The following is an 18,928-nucleotide window of genomic DNA, read 5'->3' on the forward strand; positions in this document are numbered from 1 at the left end:
ACTTCGTCACCAACGTGAACGATGCCACGCTCTACACGACCGGTTACAACAGTACCACGGCCAGAGATAGAGAACACGTCTTCGATCGGCATCAGGAATGGCAGATCGCGTGGACGGTCCGGAGTTGGGATGTACTCGTCAACAGCAGCCATCAGCTCAGCGATTTTCTCGGAGCCAATTGCTGGATCACGATCTTCCAGAGCTGCAAGAGCAGAACCAGCGATGATTGGAATATCGTCGCCTGGGAATTCGTAGGAAGACAGAAGCTCACGAACTTCCATTTCTACGAGCTCGAGAAGCTCTTCGTCGTCAACCTGGTCAACCTTGTTCATGAAGACAACCAGCGCAGGCACACCAACCTGACGAGCGAGCAGGATGTGCTCACGAGTCTGAGGCATTGGGCCGTCTGCAGCGTTAACAACGAGGATCGCGCCGTCCATCTGCGCAGCACCGGTGATCATGTTTTTCACATAATCAGCGTGGCCTGGGCAGTCAACGTGTGCGTAGTGACGAGCATCGGTTTCGTACTCAACGTGCGCAGTGGAAATGGTAATACCACGTGCACGCTCTTCAGGAGCACCATCGATTTCGTCGTATGCTTTAAAATCACCGAACTGCTTGGTAATAGCAGCGGTCAGTGTAGTTTTACCGTGGTCAACGTGGCCAATTGTGCCAATGTTGACGTGCGGCTTATTACGTTCAAATTTTTCTTTAGCCATCGGATCTCTCCGTTCTCTCTTGAATCCCTTTGACTGGTCTGAATAAGGTTAGGCGTATTTCGCCATAACCTCGTCAGCAACAGCCTGCGGGACTTGGTCGTAATGATCGAACACCATGGAATACTGCGCACGTCCTTGGGACATGGAACGCAAGTTGTTTACGTAGCCAAACATGTTAGCCAGCGGAACCATAGCAGTGATAACGGTCACGACACCGCGGTTTTCGGTACCAGCAATCTGACCACGACGTGAATTCAGATCACCAATCACGTCACCCATATAGTCTTCTGGAGTGACAACCTCAACCTTCATGATAGGTTCCAGAAGCTTCGGACCTGCTTTAGCCACAGCTTCTCTGAAACCTGCACGACCTGCGATCTCAAACGCGAGCACAGAAGAGTCAACATCGTGGTAAGCACCATCAGTGAGGGTAGCTTTAATGTCGACCATCGGGAACCCAGCGAGTGGACCGGAGGACATGACGGATTCGATACCCTTGGAAACACCAGGGATGTATTCCTTAGGAACGTTACCGCCAACAATCGTGTTATCAAACGCAAAACCTTCGCCGACTACATTTGGCTCGATTGAGAGTTTGATGCGAGCAAACTGACCAGTACCACCAGACTGCTTCTTGTGGGTGTAGTCCACATCCGCAGGCTTGGTAATGGTTTCACGGTAAGCAACCTGAGGTGCACCGATGTTTGCTTCAACCTTGAATTCACGCTTCATGCGATCAACAAGGATGTCCAGGTGAAGTTCGCCCATACCAGCAATGATTGTCTGGCCGGACTCTTCATCTGTCTTCACGCGGAAGGACGGATCCTCAGCAGCCAGGCGGTTCAGGGCAAGACCCATCTTCTCCTGGTCACCTTTGGTTTTAGGCTCTACAGCGATCTCGATAACCGGATCCGGGAACTCCATGCGCTCCAGGATAACAGGCTTGAGAGGATCACAAAGAGTATCACCAGTAGTGGTGTCCTTCAGGCCTGCGATAGCAACAATGTCACCTGCGTAGGCTACATCGATGTCATCGCGGGAATTTGAGTGCATCTGCATCATACGACCGACACGCTCGCGCTTACCCTTAACAGTGTTAAGAACGGAAGAACCTTTGTTCAGAACACCAGAGTAGATACGTGCGAAGGTCAAAGATCCAACGAACGGGTCGTTCATGATCTTAAATGCGAGCATACCCAGTGGCTCTTCATCAGAAGATTCACGGGTAGTTTCTTCTTCAGTCTTAGCGTCGATGCCTTTAATGGCAGGAACTTCAACTGGAGAAGGCAGGTAGTCAACAACTGCGTCGAGCAGAGGCTGAACACCCTTGTTCTTAAATGCAGTACCGCAAAGAACTGGAACGAAGTCACCAGCGATGGTGCCTTTACGGATCAGCTCCTGAAGCTTCTCAAAGGATGGCTCTTCACCTTCCAGATAAGCTTCCATTGCTTCTTCGTCGACTTCAACAGCGCCTTCGATCAGCTTGTCGCGGAACTCTACAGCACGGTCAGCAAGGTCAGCAGGAATGTCCACTTCATCCCAGCTTGCGCCGAGAGCTTCACCATTCCAAACCAGTGCCTTCATCTTCAGAAGATCAACAACACCCGCAAATTCGCTCTCAGCGCCGATTGGCAGCTGCAGGCAAAGTGGGTTTGCACCAAGACGCTTCTCGATCATTTCTACACAGCGGTAGAAATCAGCACCGAGCTTGTCCATCTTGTTGACGAAGATCATGCGTGGAACGTTGTACTTATCAGCCTGACGCCATACGGTCTCAGTCTGAGGTTCAACACCAGCATTCGCATCGAGAAGTGCAACAGCACCATCAAGAACACGCAGGGAGCGCTCAACTTCAATAGTGAAGTCAACGTGACCTGGGGTGTCGATGATGTTCAGACGCTTACCGTTCCAGTGTGCAGTGGTAGCAGCAGAGGTAATGGTAATACCACGCTCCTGCTCCTGCTCCATCCAGTCCATGGTGGCTGCGCCATCATGAACTTCACCGATTTTATGGGACTTACCAGTGTAGTACAGAATACGTTCTGTAGTGGTCGTCTTACCAGCATCGATGTGTGCCATGATGCCGAAGTTACGGTAGTCCTCAATTTTGTGCGTACGTGACATAACGTCAGCCTCGATCTCGGGAGATTACCAACGATAGTGCGAGAACGCACGGTTAGCTTCAGCCATCCGGTGGGTGTCTTCGCGCTTCTTAACGGAGTTACCACGGCCATTCGCAGCATCCAGCAATTCGCCAGACAGACGACCAACCATTGTGGTTTCGTTACGACCGCGAGCTGCAGAAATCAGCCAGCGGATAGCCAGTGCCTGACGACGTTCAGTACGAACTTCGACTGGAACCTGGTATGTTGCACCACCAACGCGGCGAGAGCGAACTTCTACCTGTGGCATAACGTTTTCGAGCGCCTGATGGAACATCTCGAGTGGGTTAGCCTTAGCTTTCGCTTCGATCGCATCGAATGCACCGTATACGATGCGTTCTGCAGTGGATTTTTTACCATCGAGCATTACTGCGTTCATGAACTTAGTAACGACGATATCTCCGAACTTTGGATCCGGAATAACTTGACGCTTTTCAGCGGCGTGACGGCGGGACATATCGGTCTATATCCTATTATTTCGGACGCTTAGCGCCATACTTGGAACGACGCTGTTTACGATCTTTAACACCCTGGGTGTCAAGAACGCCGCGGATGATGTGGTAACGAACACCTGGCAAATCCTTTACACGACCACCACGGATCATGACAACGGAGTGCTCTTGGAGGTTGTGACCTTCACCCGGGATGTAACCAATTACTTCGAAACCGTTGGTGAGACGGATCTTAGCCACTTTACGAAGCGCTGAGTTAGGCTTCTTAGGAGTGGTGGTATAAACGCGAGTACACACGCCGCGCTTCTGCGGGCATGCTTCCATCGCTGGAACTTTGTTCCGCTTCGCCGGCACCTTGCGCGGCTTGCGGATCAACTGGTTGATCGTTGGCATAACTTGCCCTTTAACTACTTTTGCTCTTCGACCGGACGCAGTTTCTGGTAGACATACGCACGCGCACCTTGTCCACGGACAAAAATCCGCGGAGGGCGCTGCGAAACCAGAGGACCACGGAGTGAACCGCGGTCTTGCATTCGACTTGTATTCGCCTTTGAACCCGACAGCGTTTAAGCTTCAGTACTCCGAGGCGAGGCGCCTCAGGAGAAGGACATTGCTTACTGCCTGCCATAAGGTTGGCCGGAAACTACTCATCAACACACTGTTCGTCAAGTCCTTTCCAAGAGATTCTTGGGCGCACACGCCCAGATTCCGGCCACCTATCCCAAGTTTCGGGCGGTTTCAGCAACTTCCTCGCAAAAGACCCTAAAATTTCGAGGTGCTTAAGTCTTCATTTCAGTTTGACTCCAAGCATTAAGGGGAAGTTAAGCACAGCTCTACTCTGACTCACCGTCACTTCTACGTGGCATCTGATTCTTAAAGGTCTCAAACAAATTGAGTAAAACCCTCTAGTAGCAAATACTGCACGCCTCAAGACGACCGACATCACATCCGCAATCATAGGTGACACCGATAAGTCTCTCTGTACTATTGGCACCGGATCGGAAAGGAACGAGGCAACAACCATGCCCCTCATTGAGAAAGCCTGCCCAATCATACTGCGCCAGCAAAACCACCATGTTGAGTTGCTGGCATTCACCCATCCCCTCGCGGGAAACCAACTGGTCAAAGGAACGATCGAAGTTGGAGAGGAGCCATCGGCAGCAGCCCAAAGAGAGCTGAATGAAGAAAGCGGACTTAAGCTGAACGCGCGCCTTCACCCTATCGGTTCCCTCCCAATCGGAAGCGACAACCACCTCTGGCACTTTTTCGCAGGCCATACCTCCGGACTTCCACAAGCCTGGCAACATGAAACACTCGATGACTTTGGACACACCTTTTCATTCTTCTGGCATCCGCTGAGCAACCCCCTCGACCAAACATGGCACCGGATCTTTCACGAGGCCGTCAACTTTGTCCTGCCACACCTGTTCCGGATCACAGAAACCAACCCACTAGGCGCACAGCTGAACCGGCCCGCCCTGACTTGACTTCATTTCTATGGAGCGTCGGTTTCTTAGAGTTTGCACGAGAATTCTGTACGGCCCTTTTGAGGGTAAGTACTGCTAAATCGAAAAGGTATGGTTTGGCGTCATTGTACAAACATCACTCGAACTGGCTAGGGAGCAAGACCACCAGCTACGGTCAACGTTGTTCCGCTTACAAATCCGGCGGCGGAAGAAGCCAGCCACACAGCTGCCTCTGCAATATCCAATGGTTCGGCTATCCGTCCAAGGGGAGTAGCAGCAGCGACCATTTTAGGGCGATCAGGGTTCCCCTCCCGGTGGTGCATATCGGTAGCAGTTGTTCCCACACGGATCGCATTCACACGAATGCCGAGTGGTCCAAGCTCTTTCCCTGCACCAATCGTCAATGTTTCGACAGCGCCTTTTGATGCAGCATAATGAACATACTCCCCTGGACTCCCTAGTGCTGCAGCAACTGAGGACATATTTACAATCGCACCGCCCAAACCACCTTCGTCGGTTCTCATTCGCTTTGCCGCTTCTTGCATACAATAAATCATACCGAAGACATTCGACTGGAAAGTAGAAACCAATGCCGCACTATCTAAATCCACCAATGAGGATGCGCCCCCTATGATGCCGGCATTGTTTACGAGGCAAGTCGCCGACCCAAGGCTGTCATCACAGGTGACAAACATTTGGCGAACAGCCTCTTGGTCAGCAACGTTCGCACCAATAGCAATCGCGCGCGCGCCAAGATCCCTGCATCGCTGAACGGTCTCGTCCGCTCCGGACTTGTCAGAATGATAGTTTACACAAACATTATATCCGGCTTTGGCAAATGCGACGGCGGTAGCTTGGCCAATGCCCTTACTGGCACCCGTTACCAATACAATCTTCGAAGCAGCAATTTCCAAGAGTATTCTCTCCACTTGAATCAGGCCTAAAACACAAGACCTGCAGATCAATGTACTCACAGATCTGATGAACTCCAGCGCAATCTACGGGGCAACCTCAGCAAAGGCACATTGCTATTCCTCACCGTGCAAAACACAAAAAAGGAGAGGTCACCCTCTCCTTTCATCAAACCCAAATATCAGGTCGGTGATCTCACCTTAGAATGTGATCACAGAAACATTGCCAGCTAGCGCGTCTTTATAGGGCTGAACGAAGAACTCTTCTTCCGGCACCTCGGTGATGTAACCCAGCTGATCCAGCGCTGCATCAACAAATCCTTGCTCACCGAGTGCTTCCACCGCGCGGCGCACTGCACCATCATCATCAGGGGCCGTCACCATGACGTGGAATGGAATGCCGTCTTCTTCATCACCCCCCTCTTCTTTCCATGCTCTACCCATAATCAGGTAGACCACTGGAGGTGTGTCCTCACCATTTGCTTCGCCGTTCATCTCAGACATATCGGTTCCCTCATTGCGCCGTGTGATCAATCCGGTCAGGCCAGAGAGAGGCGCACTCATTCAATTCTCAAAATCGTATCCCATCAACCCGTTATGGGCCCCACTGCGAGATACGTGCAATCTATTTTTCGCCAATCCGGGATTCGGTCCTCATCAACGGCTTGCCGAAAACGGAAAAGCCGCCCCGAGGGGCGGCTCTGCCTGAACTTAAATTGTCCGGCTCATTAGAGCTGGCCGCTGCGGCTCAGATCTTCCAGCATGGAGTCCGCGCTAGCAGCAGTAGACGCTGCACGGCGGGCATCCTGAATCAGATCATCACGCAGTGTCGCAATCTTGCGAGTGCGGTTCATCGCTCCACCTGTACCCGCAGGGATCAGGCGACCAACAATCACGTTCTCTTTCAGACCGTCCAGCGGATCGGTCTTACCGAAGACAGCTGCCTCGGTCAGAACGCGGGTTGTTTCCTGGAACGATGCAGCAGAGAAGAACGAACGAGTCTGCAAGCTTGCTTTGGTGATACCCAGCAGAACCGGAACACCCTTAGCAGGATCACGTGCATTATCGACCGCACGTGCGTTTGCTTCTTCGAAGTCGATCTTATCAACCTGCTCACCTGAGAAGAACTCGGTTTCACCCGGATCAGTGATTTCAACTTTCTGCAGCATCTGGCGAACAATCACCTCGATGTGCTTATCGTTGATGCCCACGCCCTGCAGACGGTAAACTTCCTGGATCTCGTTGACGAGGAAGGCAGCCAGTGCCTCAACGCCCTTAATCGCAAGAATGTCATGCGGAGCTGGATTACCGTCGATCAGGTATTCACCCTTCTCGATGGCATCACCTTCCTGCAAGTGGAAGTGTTTGTTCTTCTGAATCAGGTACTCGACAGGCTCCAGGCTCTCATCGTTTGGCTCGATGATAATCCGACGCTTGTTCTTGTAGTCGCGACCGAAACGGATCGTACCATCGATTTCTGCGATAACCGCATGATCTTTTGGACGACGTGCTTCAAACAGTTCAGCAACGCGTGGCAGACCACCGGTAATGTCTTTCGTCTTCGCAGATTCCAGAGGAATACGTGCAAGAACGTCACCAGCAGAAACCGTGTCACCCAGCTGAACCGACAGGATCGCGTCAACGGAGAGCAGAGAACGAGCATCGCCACCGCGACCCAGCTTCTTGATCTTACCGCTTTCGTCCTGAACAACAATTGCAGGCTTCAGATCAGCACTACGCTGAGAAGAGCGCCAGTCAATGACCACACGCTTGGTGATACCTGTCGCCTCATCGGCAGTTTCCTGAACAGATGCACCATCCACCAGATCTTCAAAGCCGACACGACCAGAAACTTCGGTCAGGATCGGACGGGTGTATGGATCCCATTCAGAAATACGGTCACCGCGCTTGATGGTATCGCCTTCGTCAACAAACACCTTCGCACCGTAATTCAGGCGGTGGGAAGAACGCTCATTGCCGTCACTGTCAACAATCACAACAGACATGTTACGCGCCATGACAATGTTATTGCCATCAGAATCGCGAACTACGTTGCGGTTACGAAGCGTCACAGTGCCTTCAAAGTTGGATTCGATGAAGGAGCTATCAACAACCTGTGCCGTACCACCAATGTGGAACGTACGCATGGTCAGCTGTGTACCTGGTTCACCAATGGACTGCGCAGCAATAACACCAACAGCCTCACCAATGTTCACCTGAGTACCACGTGCAAGGTCACGGCCATAACAGGTCGCACATACACCGGTTCTGGTTTCACAGGTCAGCACGGAGCGGATCTTGACCATCTGGACCTTGGCAGCTTCGATAAGCTCAACGTCCTTCTCGTCAATCAGACGACCGCGAGGAACAATGACTTCACCAGTCTTGTTGTTCACCACATCTTCTGCAGCCGTACGGCCAAGAACACGCATACCAAGGGTCGCGATCACGTTACCGGCATCAACGATTGGCTGAACGGTAATTCCGTTTTCGGAACCACAGTCAACTTCAAGAATGATGCTGTCCTGTGCAACGTCAACAAGACGACGGGTCAGGTAACCGGAGTTCGCAGTCTTCAACGCCGTATCGGCCAGACCCTTACGGGCACCGTGGGTGGAGTTGAAGTACTCGAGAACCGACAGACCTTCTTTAAAGTTCGCGATAATCGGGTTTTCGATGATGGAGCCATCCGGCTTCGCCATCAGACCACGCATACCACCGAGCTGTTTCATCTGTGCTGGAGAACCACGAGCACCGGAGTGCGCCATCATGTAAACAGAGTTCATCTGTTTCTGACGACCTGTGTCCTCTTCGAACTCGGTCGCAGAGATGCGGCCCATCATTTCATCAGCAACTTTGTCGGTACACTTCGCCCAGGCGTCAACAACCTTGTTGTACTTCTCGCCCTGAGTGATCAGACCGTCATTGTACTGCTGTTCGTATTCAGCAACCAATGTGGTGGTTTGATCAACCAGTGTCGCCTTCGTACCAGGGATAACCATGTCATCCTTACCGAAGGAGATACCAGCGCGACATGCGTTCTTGAAGCCCAGCTGCATAACACGGTCACAGAAGATGACGGTCTCTTTCTGACCACAGGCACGGTAAACCGTGTCGATCATCTTAGAGATCTCTTTTTTCGTCATCAGCTTGTTACAGATGTCGAACGGCACTTCAAAGTGCTTCGGCAGCAGCTCTGCAATCATCAGACGACCAGGGGTTGTCTCATGGATTTCAGAGGTTGGGTTGCCCAGCTCGTCAACAGACTTGAAGCGGCCACGAACCTTGGAGTGAACAGTGATAACACCATTCTCAAGCGCGTGATGCAGCTCACCCATGTTACCGAAGGCCATGCCTTCACCCGGCTCACCTTCTGCCATGATAGACAGATAGTAAAGACCAAGAACAATATCCTGAGACGGAACGATGATCGGTGCGCCGTTCGCCGGATGCAGAATGTTGTTGGTAGACATCATGAGGGTACGGGCTTCAAGCTGCGCTTCCAGAGAAAGCGGAACGTGAACAGCCATCTGGTCACCATCGAAGTCAGCGTTAAACGCAGAACAGACGAGCGGGTGCAGCTGGATTGCCTTACCTTCAATCAGGGTAGGTTCGAATGCCTGAATACCAAGACGGTGAAGCGTTGGCGCGCGGTTCAGAAGAACCGGGTGCTCGCGGATCACTTCATCAAGAATATCCCAAACTTCCGGACGCTCTTTTTCAACGAGCTTCTTCGCCTGCTTAACAGTGGAAGAGTAGCCCTTGGCGTCAAGACGGGAGTAGATGAACGGCTTGAACAGCTCAAGCGCCATCTTTTTCGGCAAACCACACTGGTGCAGCTTCAGTTCAGGACCCACGGTAATAACGGAACGACCGGAGTAGTCCACGCGCTTACCAAGAAGGTTCTGACGGAAACGACCCTGTTTACCCTTCAGCATGTCTGAAAGGGATTTCAAAGGACGCTTGTTTGCACCCTGAATCACACGACCGCGACGACCATTATCGAACAGCGCATCTACAGATTCCTGCAGCATACGTTTTTCGTTACGGATAATGATGTCTGGAGCTTTAAGCTCGATCAGGCGCTTCAGGCGGTTGTTACGGTTGATCACACGACGATAAAGATCGTTCAGGTCAGACGTAGCAAAACGGCCACCATCCAGCGGAACCAGCGGACGCAGATCCGGTGGAATCACAGGAACAACGGTCAGGATCATCCATTCAGGACGGTTTCCGGACTCGATGAACGCTTCAACAACCTTCAGACGCTTCGCCAGTTTCTTAGGCTTCAGCTCAGTGGTTGCCTCTGCAATCTCCTGACGGATCTTTTCAGATTCGCGCTGCAGATCCATGCTGGCAAGGATCTCGCGGATCGCTTCAGCACCAATCATCGCAGTGAAGCTGTCTTCACCGTATTCGTCCTGAGCAGCAACATACTCTTCTTCAGAAAGCAGCTGACGCAGCTTCAAAGGAGTAAGGCCCGGCTCGATAACAACGTAGTTCTCGAAGTACAGGATGCGCTCAAGATCCTTAAGCGTCATATCCAGCAGCATGCCGATACGAGATGGCAGCGACTTCAGGAACCAGATATGAGCAACAGGAGCAGCAAGCTCAATGTGGCCCATACGTTCACGGCGTACACGTGACAAGGTGACTTCAACGCCACACTTCTCACAGATAACGCCTTTATATTTCATGCGCTTATACTTACCGCACAAGCACTCATAGTCCTTGATAGGACCAAAAATCCGTGCACAGAACAGCCCGTCGCGCTCTGGCTTGAAGGTTCTGTAGTTGATCGTCTCCGGCTTTTTAATCTCACCGAACGACCAGGACAGAATTTTCTCCGGGCTGGCGATCGAGATGCGGATATGATCGAAGGTCTGTGCGGGAGCCTGTTGATTGAATAGGTTCATGACCTCTTGCGACATCAGCTCTCTCCTAAAATGCGCGGTTTGGGGAGCGTGCTAGTGAGCAGGCTCCCCTCTTCCGGCATGAATACATGACTTACAGCGAAATACCTTGAAAGGTCTTATTCCGCGGCATCGATTGCTTCAGCGTCATCATTGGCTTTCTGACGCGGTTCCTTATCCTGCAACTCGACATTGAGGCCCAGGGAACGCATTTCCTTGACGAGAACGTTGAAGCTCTCAGGAATACCTGCCTCGAATGTGTCATCACCCCGGACGATTGCTTCGTAAACCTTGGTACGACCAGCCACGTCATCAGACTTAACAGTGAGCATTTCTTGCAAGGTGTACGCTGCGCCATAAGCTTCAAGCGCCCACACTTCCATCTCACCGAAGCGCTGACCACCGAACTGCGCCTTACCACCCAGCGGCTGCTGAGTAACAAGAGAGTAAGGTCCGATAGAACGCGCGTGGATCTTGTCGTCAACCAGGTGGTGAAGCTTGAGCATGTAGATGTAACCCACAGTGACCTGACGGTCGAACTGCTCACCGGTACGTCCATCATACAATGTGGACTGACCAGAAGGCTTCATCTCAGCGATGTTCAGCATGTCAACAACGTCAGGCTCACGTGCACCATCGAAGACCGGGGTCGCGATGGAAACGCCATGACGTAGCTGCTCACCTAGTTTGGCAATGCCTTCATCATCGTACTCTTTAACCGGCTCACCCTTGATGTTGTCGCCGTAGATTTCGATAACTTTGCCACGAAGCGCTTCGATCTCGCCAGACTTACGATATTCATCGTAAAGCTCACCGATCTTCTGACCCATGCCGGCACAAGCCCAACCAAGGTGCGTTTCAAGAATCTGACCAACGTTCATACGTGATGGCACGCCGAGCGGGTTCAGAACGATGTCCACGTGCTGACCATCCTCAAGGAACGGCATGTCTTCACATGGGTTGATCTTGGAAACCACACCCTTGTTACCGTGACGACCAGCCATCTTGTCACCAGGCTGAAGCTTACGCTTAACCGCAACAAAGACCTTAACCATCTTCATCACGCCAGGTGGCAATTCATCACCACGCTGCAGCTTCTCAACCTTGTCGATGAAGCGCTGCTCAAGACGCTTACGGCTCTCATCATAAGAACCACGAAGCGCTTCCAGCTCGCTCATCAGCTGCTCGTCTTCGACAGCAAACTGCCACCACTGAGAACGTGGGAACTCGTTCAGAACGTTTCCGTCGATCTCAACGCCCTTGCGGAAGTTCTTCGGACCACCAACAGCCGCATGACCCATGATCATCTCGGCCAGACGGCCATAGACGTTACGGTCAAGGATCGCCTGTTCGTCGTCACGGTCCTTCGCAAGACGTTCAATCTCTTCGCGCTCGATAGCCATCGCGCGTTCGTCTTTTTCAACGCCGTGGCGGTTGAATACACGAACTTCAACAACGGTACCTGAAACGCCTGGAGACAGACGCATGGACGTGTCACGAACGTCAGAAGCTTTCTCACCGAAGATCGCACGCAGAAGTTTTTCTTCCGGTGTCATTGGGCTCTCGCCCTTTGGAGTGATCTTACCAACGAGAATGTCGCCAGGTTTCACCTCAGCACCAACATACACGATGCCAGCTTCGTCGAGGTTCTTCAGCGCTTCTTCAGAAACGTTTGGAATGTCGCGAGTGATTTCTTCAGGACCAAGCTTTGTATCACGCGCCATCACTTCGAATTCTTCGAGGTGGATGGAGGTGAACACGTCATCGCGAACGATACGCTCGGAAAGAAGGATGGAATCCTCGAAGTTGTAGCCGTTCCAAGGCATGAACGCGACCATAACGTTACGGCCAAGCGCCAGATCACCCAGATCGGTCGAAGGACCGTCCGCAATGATATCGCCCTTACGAACCCGGTCACCCACGTTCACCAGCGGACGCTGGTTGATACAGGTATCCTGGTTGGAACGCTGGAACTTCATCAGGCGGTAGATGTCTACGCCGGACTTGGAAGGATCCAGATCTTCAGTTGCACGAATAACGATACGTGTCGCATCAACCTGATCAACCACACCGCCGCGACGCGCGCCGATAGCAGCTCCAGAGTCACGAGCAACGATTGGCTCCATACCGGTACCAACAAATGGCGCCTGTGCACGAACGAGCGGCACAGCCTGACGCATCATGTTGGAACCCATCAGCGCGCGGTTCGCATCATCGTTCTCAAGGAACGGAATGAGCGAGGCTGCCACGGAAACCAGCTGCTTTGGAGAAACATCCATCAGGTCAACACGATCGGAGGTGACCAGAATGTTTTCACCAGCATGACGACACTGAATCAACTCGTCGGCAAAAGTGCCGTCGTCGTTCATCGTCGCATTGGCCTGAGAAACGTAGTACTTGCTCTCTTCCATAGCGGAGAGATAGACAACGTCAGTCGTCACCTTACCGTCAACAACACGGCGGTATGGGCTTTCAATAAAGCCATACTTGTTCACACGTGCGAAGGTTGCCAGTGAGTTGATCAGACCAATGTTCGGACCTTCCGGTGTTTCAATCGGACAGATACGACCATAGTGGGTTGGGTGAACGTCACGAACTTCAAAGCCTGCGCGCTCACGGGTCAAACCACCAGGGCCGAGTGCTGAAAGACGACGCTTGTGCGTTACTTCAGAAAGCGGGTTGGTCTGGTCCATGAACTGAGACAGCTGGGAAGAACCGAAGAACTCACGAACAGCAGCTGCAGCAGGTTTTGCGTTGATCAGATCCTGCGGCATGACAGTGTCGATCTCAACAGAGCTCATACGCTCCTTGATCGCACGTTCCATACGCAGCAAGCCAACACGGTATTGGTTTTCCATCAGTTCGCCAACAGAACGAACACGACGGTTACCAAGGTTATCAATGTCATCGATTTCGCCGCGACCATCACGAAGATCGAGCAGCAGACCGATAACAGAAAGGATGTCTTCCTTGCGCAGAACACGAACAGTGTCTTCACACTCAAGGTCAAGACGCATGTTCATCTTCACGCGGCCAACAGCGGACAGGTCGTAGCGCTCAGCATCGAAGAACAGAGACTGGAACATAGCCTCGGCAGTTTCGATGGTTGGCGGCTCACCTGGACGCATAACGCGGTAGATGTCGAACAGAGCACCTTCACGGCTGTCATTTTTGTCAGCTGCAAGGGTGTTGCGGATGTATGGACCAACGTTAACGTAGTCAATGTCCAGAACAGGCAGATCGTGGTAGCCACGCTCAACCAGCTCGGCCAGCAACTTCTCAGTCAGCTCTTCACCAGCTTCGGCGTAGATCTCACCGGTTGCCATGTCGACAACGTCTTCAGCAAGGTACTGACCAAACAGTTCCTCATCAGTGCCCTTCAGAGCTTTAACGCCCTTCTCGGTCAACTGACGGATTGTACGAGCGGTAATCTTCTTACCAGCTTCAACAACCACTTCACCGCTGGCTGCATCGATCATGTCGTTGACAGCTTTGGTGCCCTTCAGACGCGCACCATCAAACGGCATGGACCAGCTGTTATCGCCGGTACGCACGTATTCGATACGGTTGTAGAAGGTATTCAGAATCTCTTCGCTGTCCAGACCAAGTGCCATCAGCAGGGATGTCACAGGGATCTTACGACGGCGGTCGATACGCGCATACACAATGTCCTTGGCGTCGAATTCAATATCGAGCCAGGAGCCACGGTAAGGGATCACACGTGCGGCAAACAGGAGCTTACCGGAAGAGTGGGTCTTACCTTTATCATGATCAAAGAATACACCCGGGGAACGGTGCATCTGAGACACGATAACGCGCTCTGTACCATTGATAACGAAAGTACCGTTATCGGTCATGAATGGAATATCACCCATAAAGACATCTTGTTCTTTGATGTCTTTAACGGATTTTGCGCCAGTATCTTCATCCACATCAAACACGATGAGGCGAAGCGTCAGCTTCAGTGGCGCAGCGTAAGTCATATCACGCTGGCGGCACTCTTCCACATCATACTTTGGTGCTTCAAATTCGTAATCTACGAATTCAAGAAGGGAATTGCCTGCAAAATCCGAAATGGGGAATACGGACTTAAATACGGCCTCAAGGCCTTCGTCAACACGACCATCCTCAGGTTTACCGACTTGCAAGAATTGGTCATAAGACGCCTTCTGCACTTCGATAAGATTTGGCATAGCCGCTACATCGCGGATGGATCCGAAATACTTACGGACCCGCTTGCGACCGTTGAACGTCTGCGTCATTGTCGCTCCTCGTATCACTCAAGGTGACGGTTCAGAAAAACGACGTTCCGCACAAGGCGGAAGCGTAGCTTTCCAGAACCGTCCACTAAAGGCGCCTTGCAGCACCATCCCCCGTTGGGACGTTTACCCCGGCCGGGAAACCCGCCAGGGTACGGAAAAAGGTCCCGGATTGCTCCGGGACCAATATCTGAAGAACTCAGTCTTACTTGAGTTCTACTTTTGCACCAGCTTCTTCGAGCTTCTTCTTCAGCTCTTCTGCTTCTGCTTTTTCTACGCCTTCTTTAACAGCCTTAGGAGCGGACTCTACGAGCTCCTTAGCTTCTTTCAGGCCAAGACCGGTGATCGCACGCACTTCTTTGATCACGTTGATCTTTTTAGCGCCAGCGTCTGCAAGCACAACGTCAAATTCAGTCTGCTCTTCAGCAGCTTCAGCAGCACCGCCAGCTACAGCAACAGCAGCTACAGGAGCAGCAGCAGATACGCCCCACTCTTCTTCGAGCAGTTTGGACAGCTCAGCAGCTTCCATAACGGTCAGTGCAGAGAGTTCTTCTACGATCTTTGCGAGATCAGCCATTTTTCATTACCTTGTTGTTCGAACCAATATTGGTTTTGACAAAAATTATGTGGTTCCGCCTTACGCGGCTTGGTCCTTCTCGGCGTACGCATTGAAGACGCGAGCGAGCTGCCCGGCCGGTGCGCTTGTAACCTGAGCAATACGGGAAGCTGGGGTTTGGATCATTCCAACCAGCTTGCCACGAAGCTCGTCCAGGGACGGCATCGTTGCCAGTGAGTTAACACCAGCAGTATCCAGGTTAGTTGAACCAAGAGCACCACCAAGGATCACGAAGTTTTCGTTAGCCTTAGCGAAGTTAGCAGCAGCCTTAGGCGCAGCAACTGGATCATCGGAATAAACGATGACAGTTGGGCCTTTGAACAGGTCGCTGATGTGCTCTAGTTCAGTGCCTCGAAGGGCAAGCTTGACAAGGCGGTTTTTAGCAACCTTAACGGTACCACCAGCTTCACGAGCCTCAGCACGAAGCTGAGTCATCTGAGAAACTGAAAGACCCGCGTAGTGCGCAACGACAGCAACACCAGTGTTAGACAACACTTCGTTGAAATCGCTGACGAACTTTTGCTTATCCGCTCTTTCCACTTGCCTTCTCCAGTTGGCAGCAACTTTCATTGCCGCCGGTTTGCCTTTGCCGCATCAAAACTGGGTCAAACCCAGCCTCGAAAACGACGATTAGGGTCCTGTCCCCTTACGCGCCGGAGAGACGCAGCAAGGCAATTTGGTTCGAACCGCAAGGTTGAAGTGCAAGTTTGCATGTCAACCAAATCAGTTCTTCTCCATCTATGCAGGCCTTTCTTAACGAAAACTTAAACCAACGGGCGTTGGCACCTGCAGTCTCGGACAGGGATGCCGAAGGACCATAACAGTCTTTCAGCGGTAAAACCTCCCACACGAAAGCGGGAGGTAAGTCTTATAGAAGAGGTGTTTACTCGGTAATAGAACCAAGTTCAACCTTTATGCCTGGTCCCATCGTGGATGAAAGGGCTACGCGCTTAACGTAAGTACCTTTTGCACCGGATGGCTTGGCTTTGATCACTGCATCAACGAATGCTTTCACGTTCTCTTCCAGCTTGGAAGCCTCAAAAGAAGCTTTGCCAACGCCAGCGTGAATGATACCAGCTTTTTCAACGCGGAACTGTACAGAACCACCCTTGGCGTCTTTAACAGCCTTGGTCACGTCAGGGGTCACTGTACCAACCTTAGGGTTTGGCATCATGCCGCGAGGACCAAGAACCTTACCAAGACGACCAACCAGTGGCATCATGTCAGGAGTTGCAATAACGGTATCGAAGTTGATCGTACCGCCCTGCACTTCTTTAACCAGCTCTTCTGCGCCAACAATGTCAGCACCAGCAGCTTTTGCTTCGTCAGCTTTCGCATCACGAGCAAACACTGCAACACGTACAGTTTTACCGGTACCATTTGGAAGAACACATGCACCGCGAACCATCTGGTCAGCGTGACGTGGATCAACACCAAGGTTGATCGCAACTTCAATGGTCTCGTCAAACTTAGCTGTGCTACCGGACTTAACGACTGCAAGAGCTTCGCTTACTGCGTACTCTTTATTACGGTCGATACCTTCGCGAGCAGCTTTAATGCGCTTACCTACTTTAGCCATGATCTATTACTCCGTAACTTCCACACCCATGGAACGGGCGGAGCCTTCGATCATCAGCATTGCTGCTTCAATATCGTTAGCGTTGAGGTCTTTCATCTTAGCTTCAGCGATCTCACGAACCTGAGCCTTAGTGATGGACGCAACAGTGCCACGACCAGGAGTCGCAGAACCGGACTTAACCTTTGCAGCTTTCTTGATGAAGAAAGAAGCTGGAGAAGTCTTGATCTCAAATGTGAAAGACTTATCGGAATAATAAGTAATGATGGTTGGGCAAGGAGAACCCTTCTCAACATCCTGGGTCTTAGCGTTAAACGCCTTACAGAATTCCATGATGTTCAGACCGCGCTGACCCAGCGCAGGACCAATTGGTGGGGATGGTGTAGCAGAACCTGCTGGCACCTGAAGCTTTAGATAGCCGTCAATCTTTTTCGCCATAATTCTCTCCAGAATGGATCTGTGAAACTGCAACGAGGCGTTTCACTGGATAAGAGAGCGGGCGGTCTGGCTTCCGGAACACCGACGAAAGTGTCCCTCACCTGCCGCCCCAACCCGGACTTAGCCGACTTTGTCGACCTGTCCGTATTCAAGCTCAACCGGGGTAGCCCGGCCGAAGATGGACACAGTCACTTTCAGACGTGCCCGTTCCTCATCGACTTCCTCGACGAGACCAGAGAAGGAAGCAAACGGGCCATCGCTGACGCGAACCTGTTCACCAACTTCAAAGCTGACAGAAGGTTTCGGAGCTTCGACACCTTCCTGAACCTGATTAAGAATACGCTGTGCCTCAGCCTCGGAAATCGGCATAGGCTTCTTGTCATTACCAAGGAAGCCCGAAACTTTCGGCGTATCGTTGATCAAGTGATAAGCGTCATCGCTCATCTCCATCTTCACCAAAACGTAACCTGGGAAGAACTTGCGCTCAGCATCAACCTTACGACCACGACGCACTTCTACGAATTTCTCGGTCGGAACCAGAACCTCGTCAAATGAATCCTCAAGGCCCTGTTGCTGCGCTCTTTCTTTAATCGACTCGGCAACTTTGCGCTCAAAATTCGAATAAGCGTGAACAATATACCAGCGCTTAGCCATCTTAAATCCTGCTCCTATTAAATTTGTCTGAAAGCTTAATTAGAAGCCAAGCAGTATACTGATACCCCAGCTCATAAGCTGGTCAGCAGCAAGGAAGAACATCGCTGCAAAGAAAACCATAATGAAAACCATAAGCGTGGTCACGCCGGTTTCCTTGCGCGTAGGCCAAGTAACCTTCGCGGTTTCCGAGCGAACTTGCTGAATAAATGTAAAAGGATTGGTTTTTGCCATTAGGTCCCGGCCCATTACACGACAGGTGGGCGCGTAGATTCATCCACGCGCCCTATCCCTGAAAAACTCTTCATATGCCACCAGCTTCGAATAATCAAGATCTTTCTGACTCTCGAAGAAATGGCAGGGGCAGCAGGGCTCGAACCCGCGACCTACGGTTTTGGAGACCGTCGCTCTACCAACTGAGCTATACCCCTACAACGTCCCGTACCCGGGACAAAAACCTCAACCTACCAACAATCCAACTTGCCGGAAGGAACCGTGCCGCAATACACACCGCGACACGATAAGTAAAGACTTTTAAAGTCCTTATTCGATGATTTCAGCTACCACACCAGCGCCGACGGTACGACCGCCTTCACGGATAGCGAAGCGCAGACCATCTTCCATGGCGATCGGAACGATCAGCTCAACGGAAACCGCTACGTTATCACCAGGCATCACCATTTCTGTGCCTTCTGGCAGAGAAACAACACCAGTCACGTCAGTTGTACGGAAGTAGAACTGTGGACGGTAGTTGGTGAAGAATGG

16 protein-coding genes and 1 tRNA gene are annotated in these 18,928 nt (G+C 51.7%); 1 reads left to right on the forward strand and 16 read right to left on the reverse strand.

All coding sequences use genetic code 11. From position 1 onward, the window contains the following. The 4 genes from IE076_RS22290 to rpsL all read right to left on the reverse strand — a co-directional run. On the reverse strand, positions 1-719 hold a 719-nt coding region (locus IE076_RS22290), incomplete at its 3' end, for a GTP-binding protein (RefSeq protein ID WP_189439002.1). A gap of 48 nt (positions 720-767) precedes the next feature. Beyond that, positions 768-2,843: an elongation factor G gene (gene fusA, locus IE076_RS22295; RefSeq protein ID WP_189439003.1), complete on the reverse strand. Its 2,076-nt coding sequence runs from the start codon at positions 2,841-2,843 to the stop codon at positions 768-770. Between the two features lie 24 nt (positions 2,844-2,867). Beyond that, complete coding sequence (gene rpsG, locus IE076_RS22300; protein ID WP_189439004.1) at positions 2,868-3,338, reverse strand: 30S ribosomal protein S7; 471 nt, start codon at positions 3,336-3,338, stop codon at positions 2,868-2,870. A 16-nt stretch (positions 3,339-3,354) separates the two neighbouring features. Further along, positions 3,355-3,726 (reverse strand): 30S ribosomal protein S12, encoded by a 372-nt coding sequence (gene rpsL, locus IE076_RS22305; RefSeq protein ID WP_040617481.1) that lies wholly within the window; start codon positions 3,724-3,726, stop codon positions 3,355-3,357. 629 nt (positions 3,727-4,355) lie between these two features. On the opposite strand from rpsL, the gene IE076_RS22310 reads away from it, so the two are divergent. After that, positions 4,356-4,820, forward strand: a complete 465-nt coding sequence (locus IE076_RS22310; RefSeq protein ID WP_189439005.1) for an NUDIX domain-containing protein — start codon at positions 4,356-4,358, stop codon at positions 4,818-4,820. Between the two features lie 128 nt (positions 4,821-4,948). On the opposite strand, the gene IE076_RS22315 is transcribed toward IE076_RS22310, so the two are convergent. From IE076_RS22315 to IE076_RS22370, 12 genes are all read right to left on the reverse strand, one after another. Next, complete coding sequence (locus IE076_RS22315; protein WP_244649759.1) at positions 4,949-5,713, reverse strand: SDR family oxidoreductase; 765 nt, start codon at positions 5,711-5,713, stop codon at positions 4,949-4,951. Positions 5,714-5,911: 198 nt separating this feature from the next. Further along, a complete protein-coding gene (locus IE076_RS22320; RefSeq protein ID WP_244649760.1) occupies positions 5,912-6,274 on the reverse strand; it encodes a regulator in 363 nt (120 codons plus the stop codon). Between the two features lie 164 nt (positions 6,275-6,438). Continuing rightward, positions 6,439-10,641 (reverse strand): DNA-directed RNA polymerase subunit beta', encoded by a 4,203-nt coding sequence (rpoC, locus tag IE076_RS22325; RefSeq protein ID WP_189439006.1) that lies wholly within the window; start codon positions 10,639-10,641, stop codon positions 6,439-6,441. A 101-nt stretch (positions 10,642-10,742) separates the two neighbouring features. Next, positions 10,743-14,885, reverse strand: a complete 4,143-nt coding sequence (rpoB, locus tag IE076_RS22330; protein ID WP_189439007.1) for a DNA-directed RNA polymerase subunit beta — start codon at positions 14,883-14,885, stop codon at positions 10,743-10,745. Positions 14,886-15,087: 202 nt separating this feature from the next. Beyond that, positions 15,088-15,459: a 50S ribosomal protein L7/L12 gene (rplL, locus tag IE076_RS22335; protein WP_189439008.1), complete on the reverse strand. Its 372-nt coding sequence runs from the start codon at positions 15,457-15,459 to the stop codon at positions 15,088-15,090. A 60-nt stretch (positions 15,460-15,519) separates the two neighbouring features. After that, positions 15,520-16,038 carry a 50S ribosomal protein L10 gene (gene rplJ, locus IE076_RS22340; protein ID WP_189439009.1) on the reverse strand — a complete coding sequence of 173 codons (519 nt, stop codon included), beginning with the start codon at positions 16,036-16,038 and terminating at the stop codon, positions 15,520-15,522. Between the two features lie 343 nt (positions 16,039-16,381). Further along, positions 16,382-17,077: a 50S ribosomal protein L1 gene (gene rplA, locus IE076_RS22345; protein WP_189439010.1), complete on the reverse strand. Its 696-nt coding sequence runs from the start codon at positions 17,075-17,077 to the stop codon at positions 16,382-16,384. 6 nt (positions 17,078-17,083) lie between these two features. Then, complete coding sequence (gene rplK / locus IE076_RS22350; protein WP_189439011.1) at positions 17,084-17,512, reverse strand: 50S ribosomal protein L11; 429 nt, start codon at positions 17,510-17,512, stop codon at positions 17,084-17,086. A gap of 120 nt (positions 17,513-17,632) precedes the next feature. Then, positions 17,633-18,166, reverse strand: a complete 534-nt coding sequence (gene nusG / locus IE076_RS22355; protein WP_054666824.1) for a transcription termination/antitermination protein NusG — start codon at positions 18,164-18,166, stop codon at positions 17,633-17,635. A 39-nt stretch (positions 18,167-18,205) separates the two neighbouring features. Beyond that, complete coding sequence (gene secE, locus IE076_RS22360; protein ID WP_189439012.1) at positions 18,206-18,397, reverse strand: preprotein translocase subunit SecE; 192 nt, start codon at positions 18,395-18,397, stop codon at positions 18,206-18,208. A gap of 121 nt (positions 18,398-18,518) precedes the next feature. Then, positions 18,519-18,594: transfer RNA gene (locus IE076_RS22365), tRNA-Trp, on the reverse strand. Between the two features lie 112 nt (positions 18,595-18,706). Further along, the coding region (locus IE076_RS22370; RefSeq protein WP_503826846.1) for an EF-Tu C-terminal domain-related protein at positions 18,707-18,928 on the reverse strand (222 nt) is incomplete at its 5' end.

The sequence above is a fragment of the Pseudovibrio japonicus genome, from assembly GCF_014651595.1.
GTDB classification, from domain to species: Bacteria; Pseudomonadota; Alphaproteobacteria; order Rhizobiales; family Stappiaceae; genus Pseudovibrio; species Pseudovibrio japonicus.

Bases quoted from the DNA above. Each gene is read 5' to 3' on its own strand.
- fusA (WP_189439003.1), bottom strand. From the start codon at position 2,843: ATGTCACGTACGCACAAAATTGAGGACTACCGTAACTTCGGCATCATG.
- rpsG (WP_189439004.1), bottom strand. From the start codon at position 3,338: ATGTCCCGCCGTCACGCCGCTGAAAAGCGTCAAGTTATTCCGGATCCA.
- rpsL (WP_040617481.1), bottom strand. From the start codon at position 3,726: ATGCCAACGATCAACCAGTTGATCCGCAAGCCGCGCAAGGTGCCGGCG.
- IE076_RS22310 (WP_189439005.1), top strand. From the start codon at position 4,356: ATGCCCCTCATTGAGAAAGCCTGCCCAATCATACTGCGCCAGCAAAAC.
- IE076_RS22320 (WP_244649760.1), bottom strand. From the start codon at position 6,274: ATGAGTGCGCCTCTCTCTGGCCTGACCGGATTGATCACACGGCGCAAT.
- rpoC (WP_189439006.1), bottom strand. From the start codon at position 10,641: ATGTCGCAAGAGGTCATGAACCTATTCAATCAACAGGCTCCCGCACAG.
- rpoB (WP_189439007.1), bottom strand. From the start codon at position 14,885: ATGACGCAGACGTTCAACGGTCGCAAGCGGGTCCGTAAGTATTTCGGA.
- rplL (WP_189439008.1), bottom strand. From the start codon at position 15,459: ATGGCTGATCTCGCAAAGATCGTAGAAGAACTCTCTGCACTGACCGTT.
- rplA (WP_189439010.1), bottom strand. From the start codon at position 17,077: ATGGCTAAAGTAGGTAAGCGCATTAAAGCTGCTCGCGAAGGTATCGAC.
- rplK (WP_189439011.1), bottom strand. From the start codon at position 17,512: ATGGCGAAAAAGATTGACGGCTATCTAAAGCTTCAGGTGCCAGCAGGT.
- nusG (WP_054666824.1), bottom strand. From the start codon at position 18,166: ATGGCTAAGCGCTGGTATATTGTTCACGCTTATTCGAATTTTGAGCGC.
- secE (WP_189439012.1), bottom strand. From the start codon at position 18,397: ATGGCAAAAACCAATCCTTTTACATTTATTCAGCAAGTTCGCTCGGAA.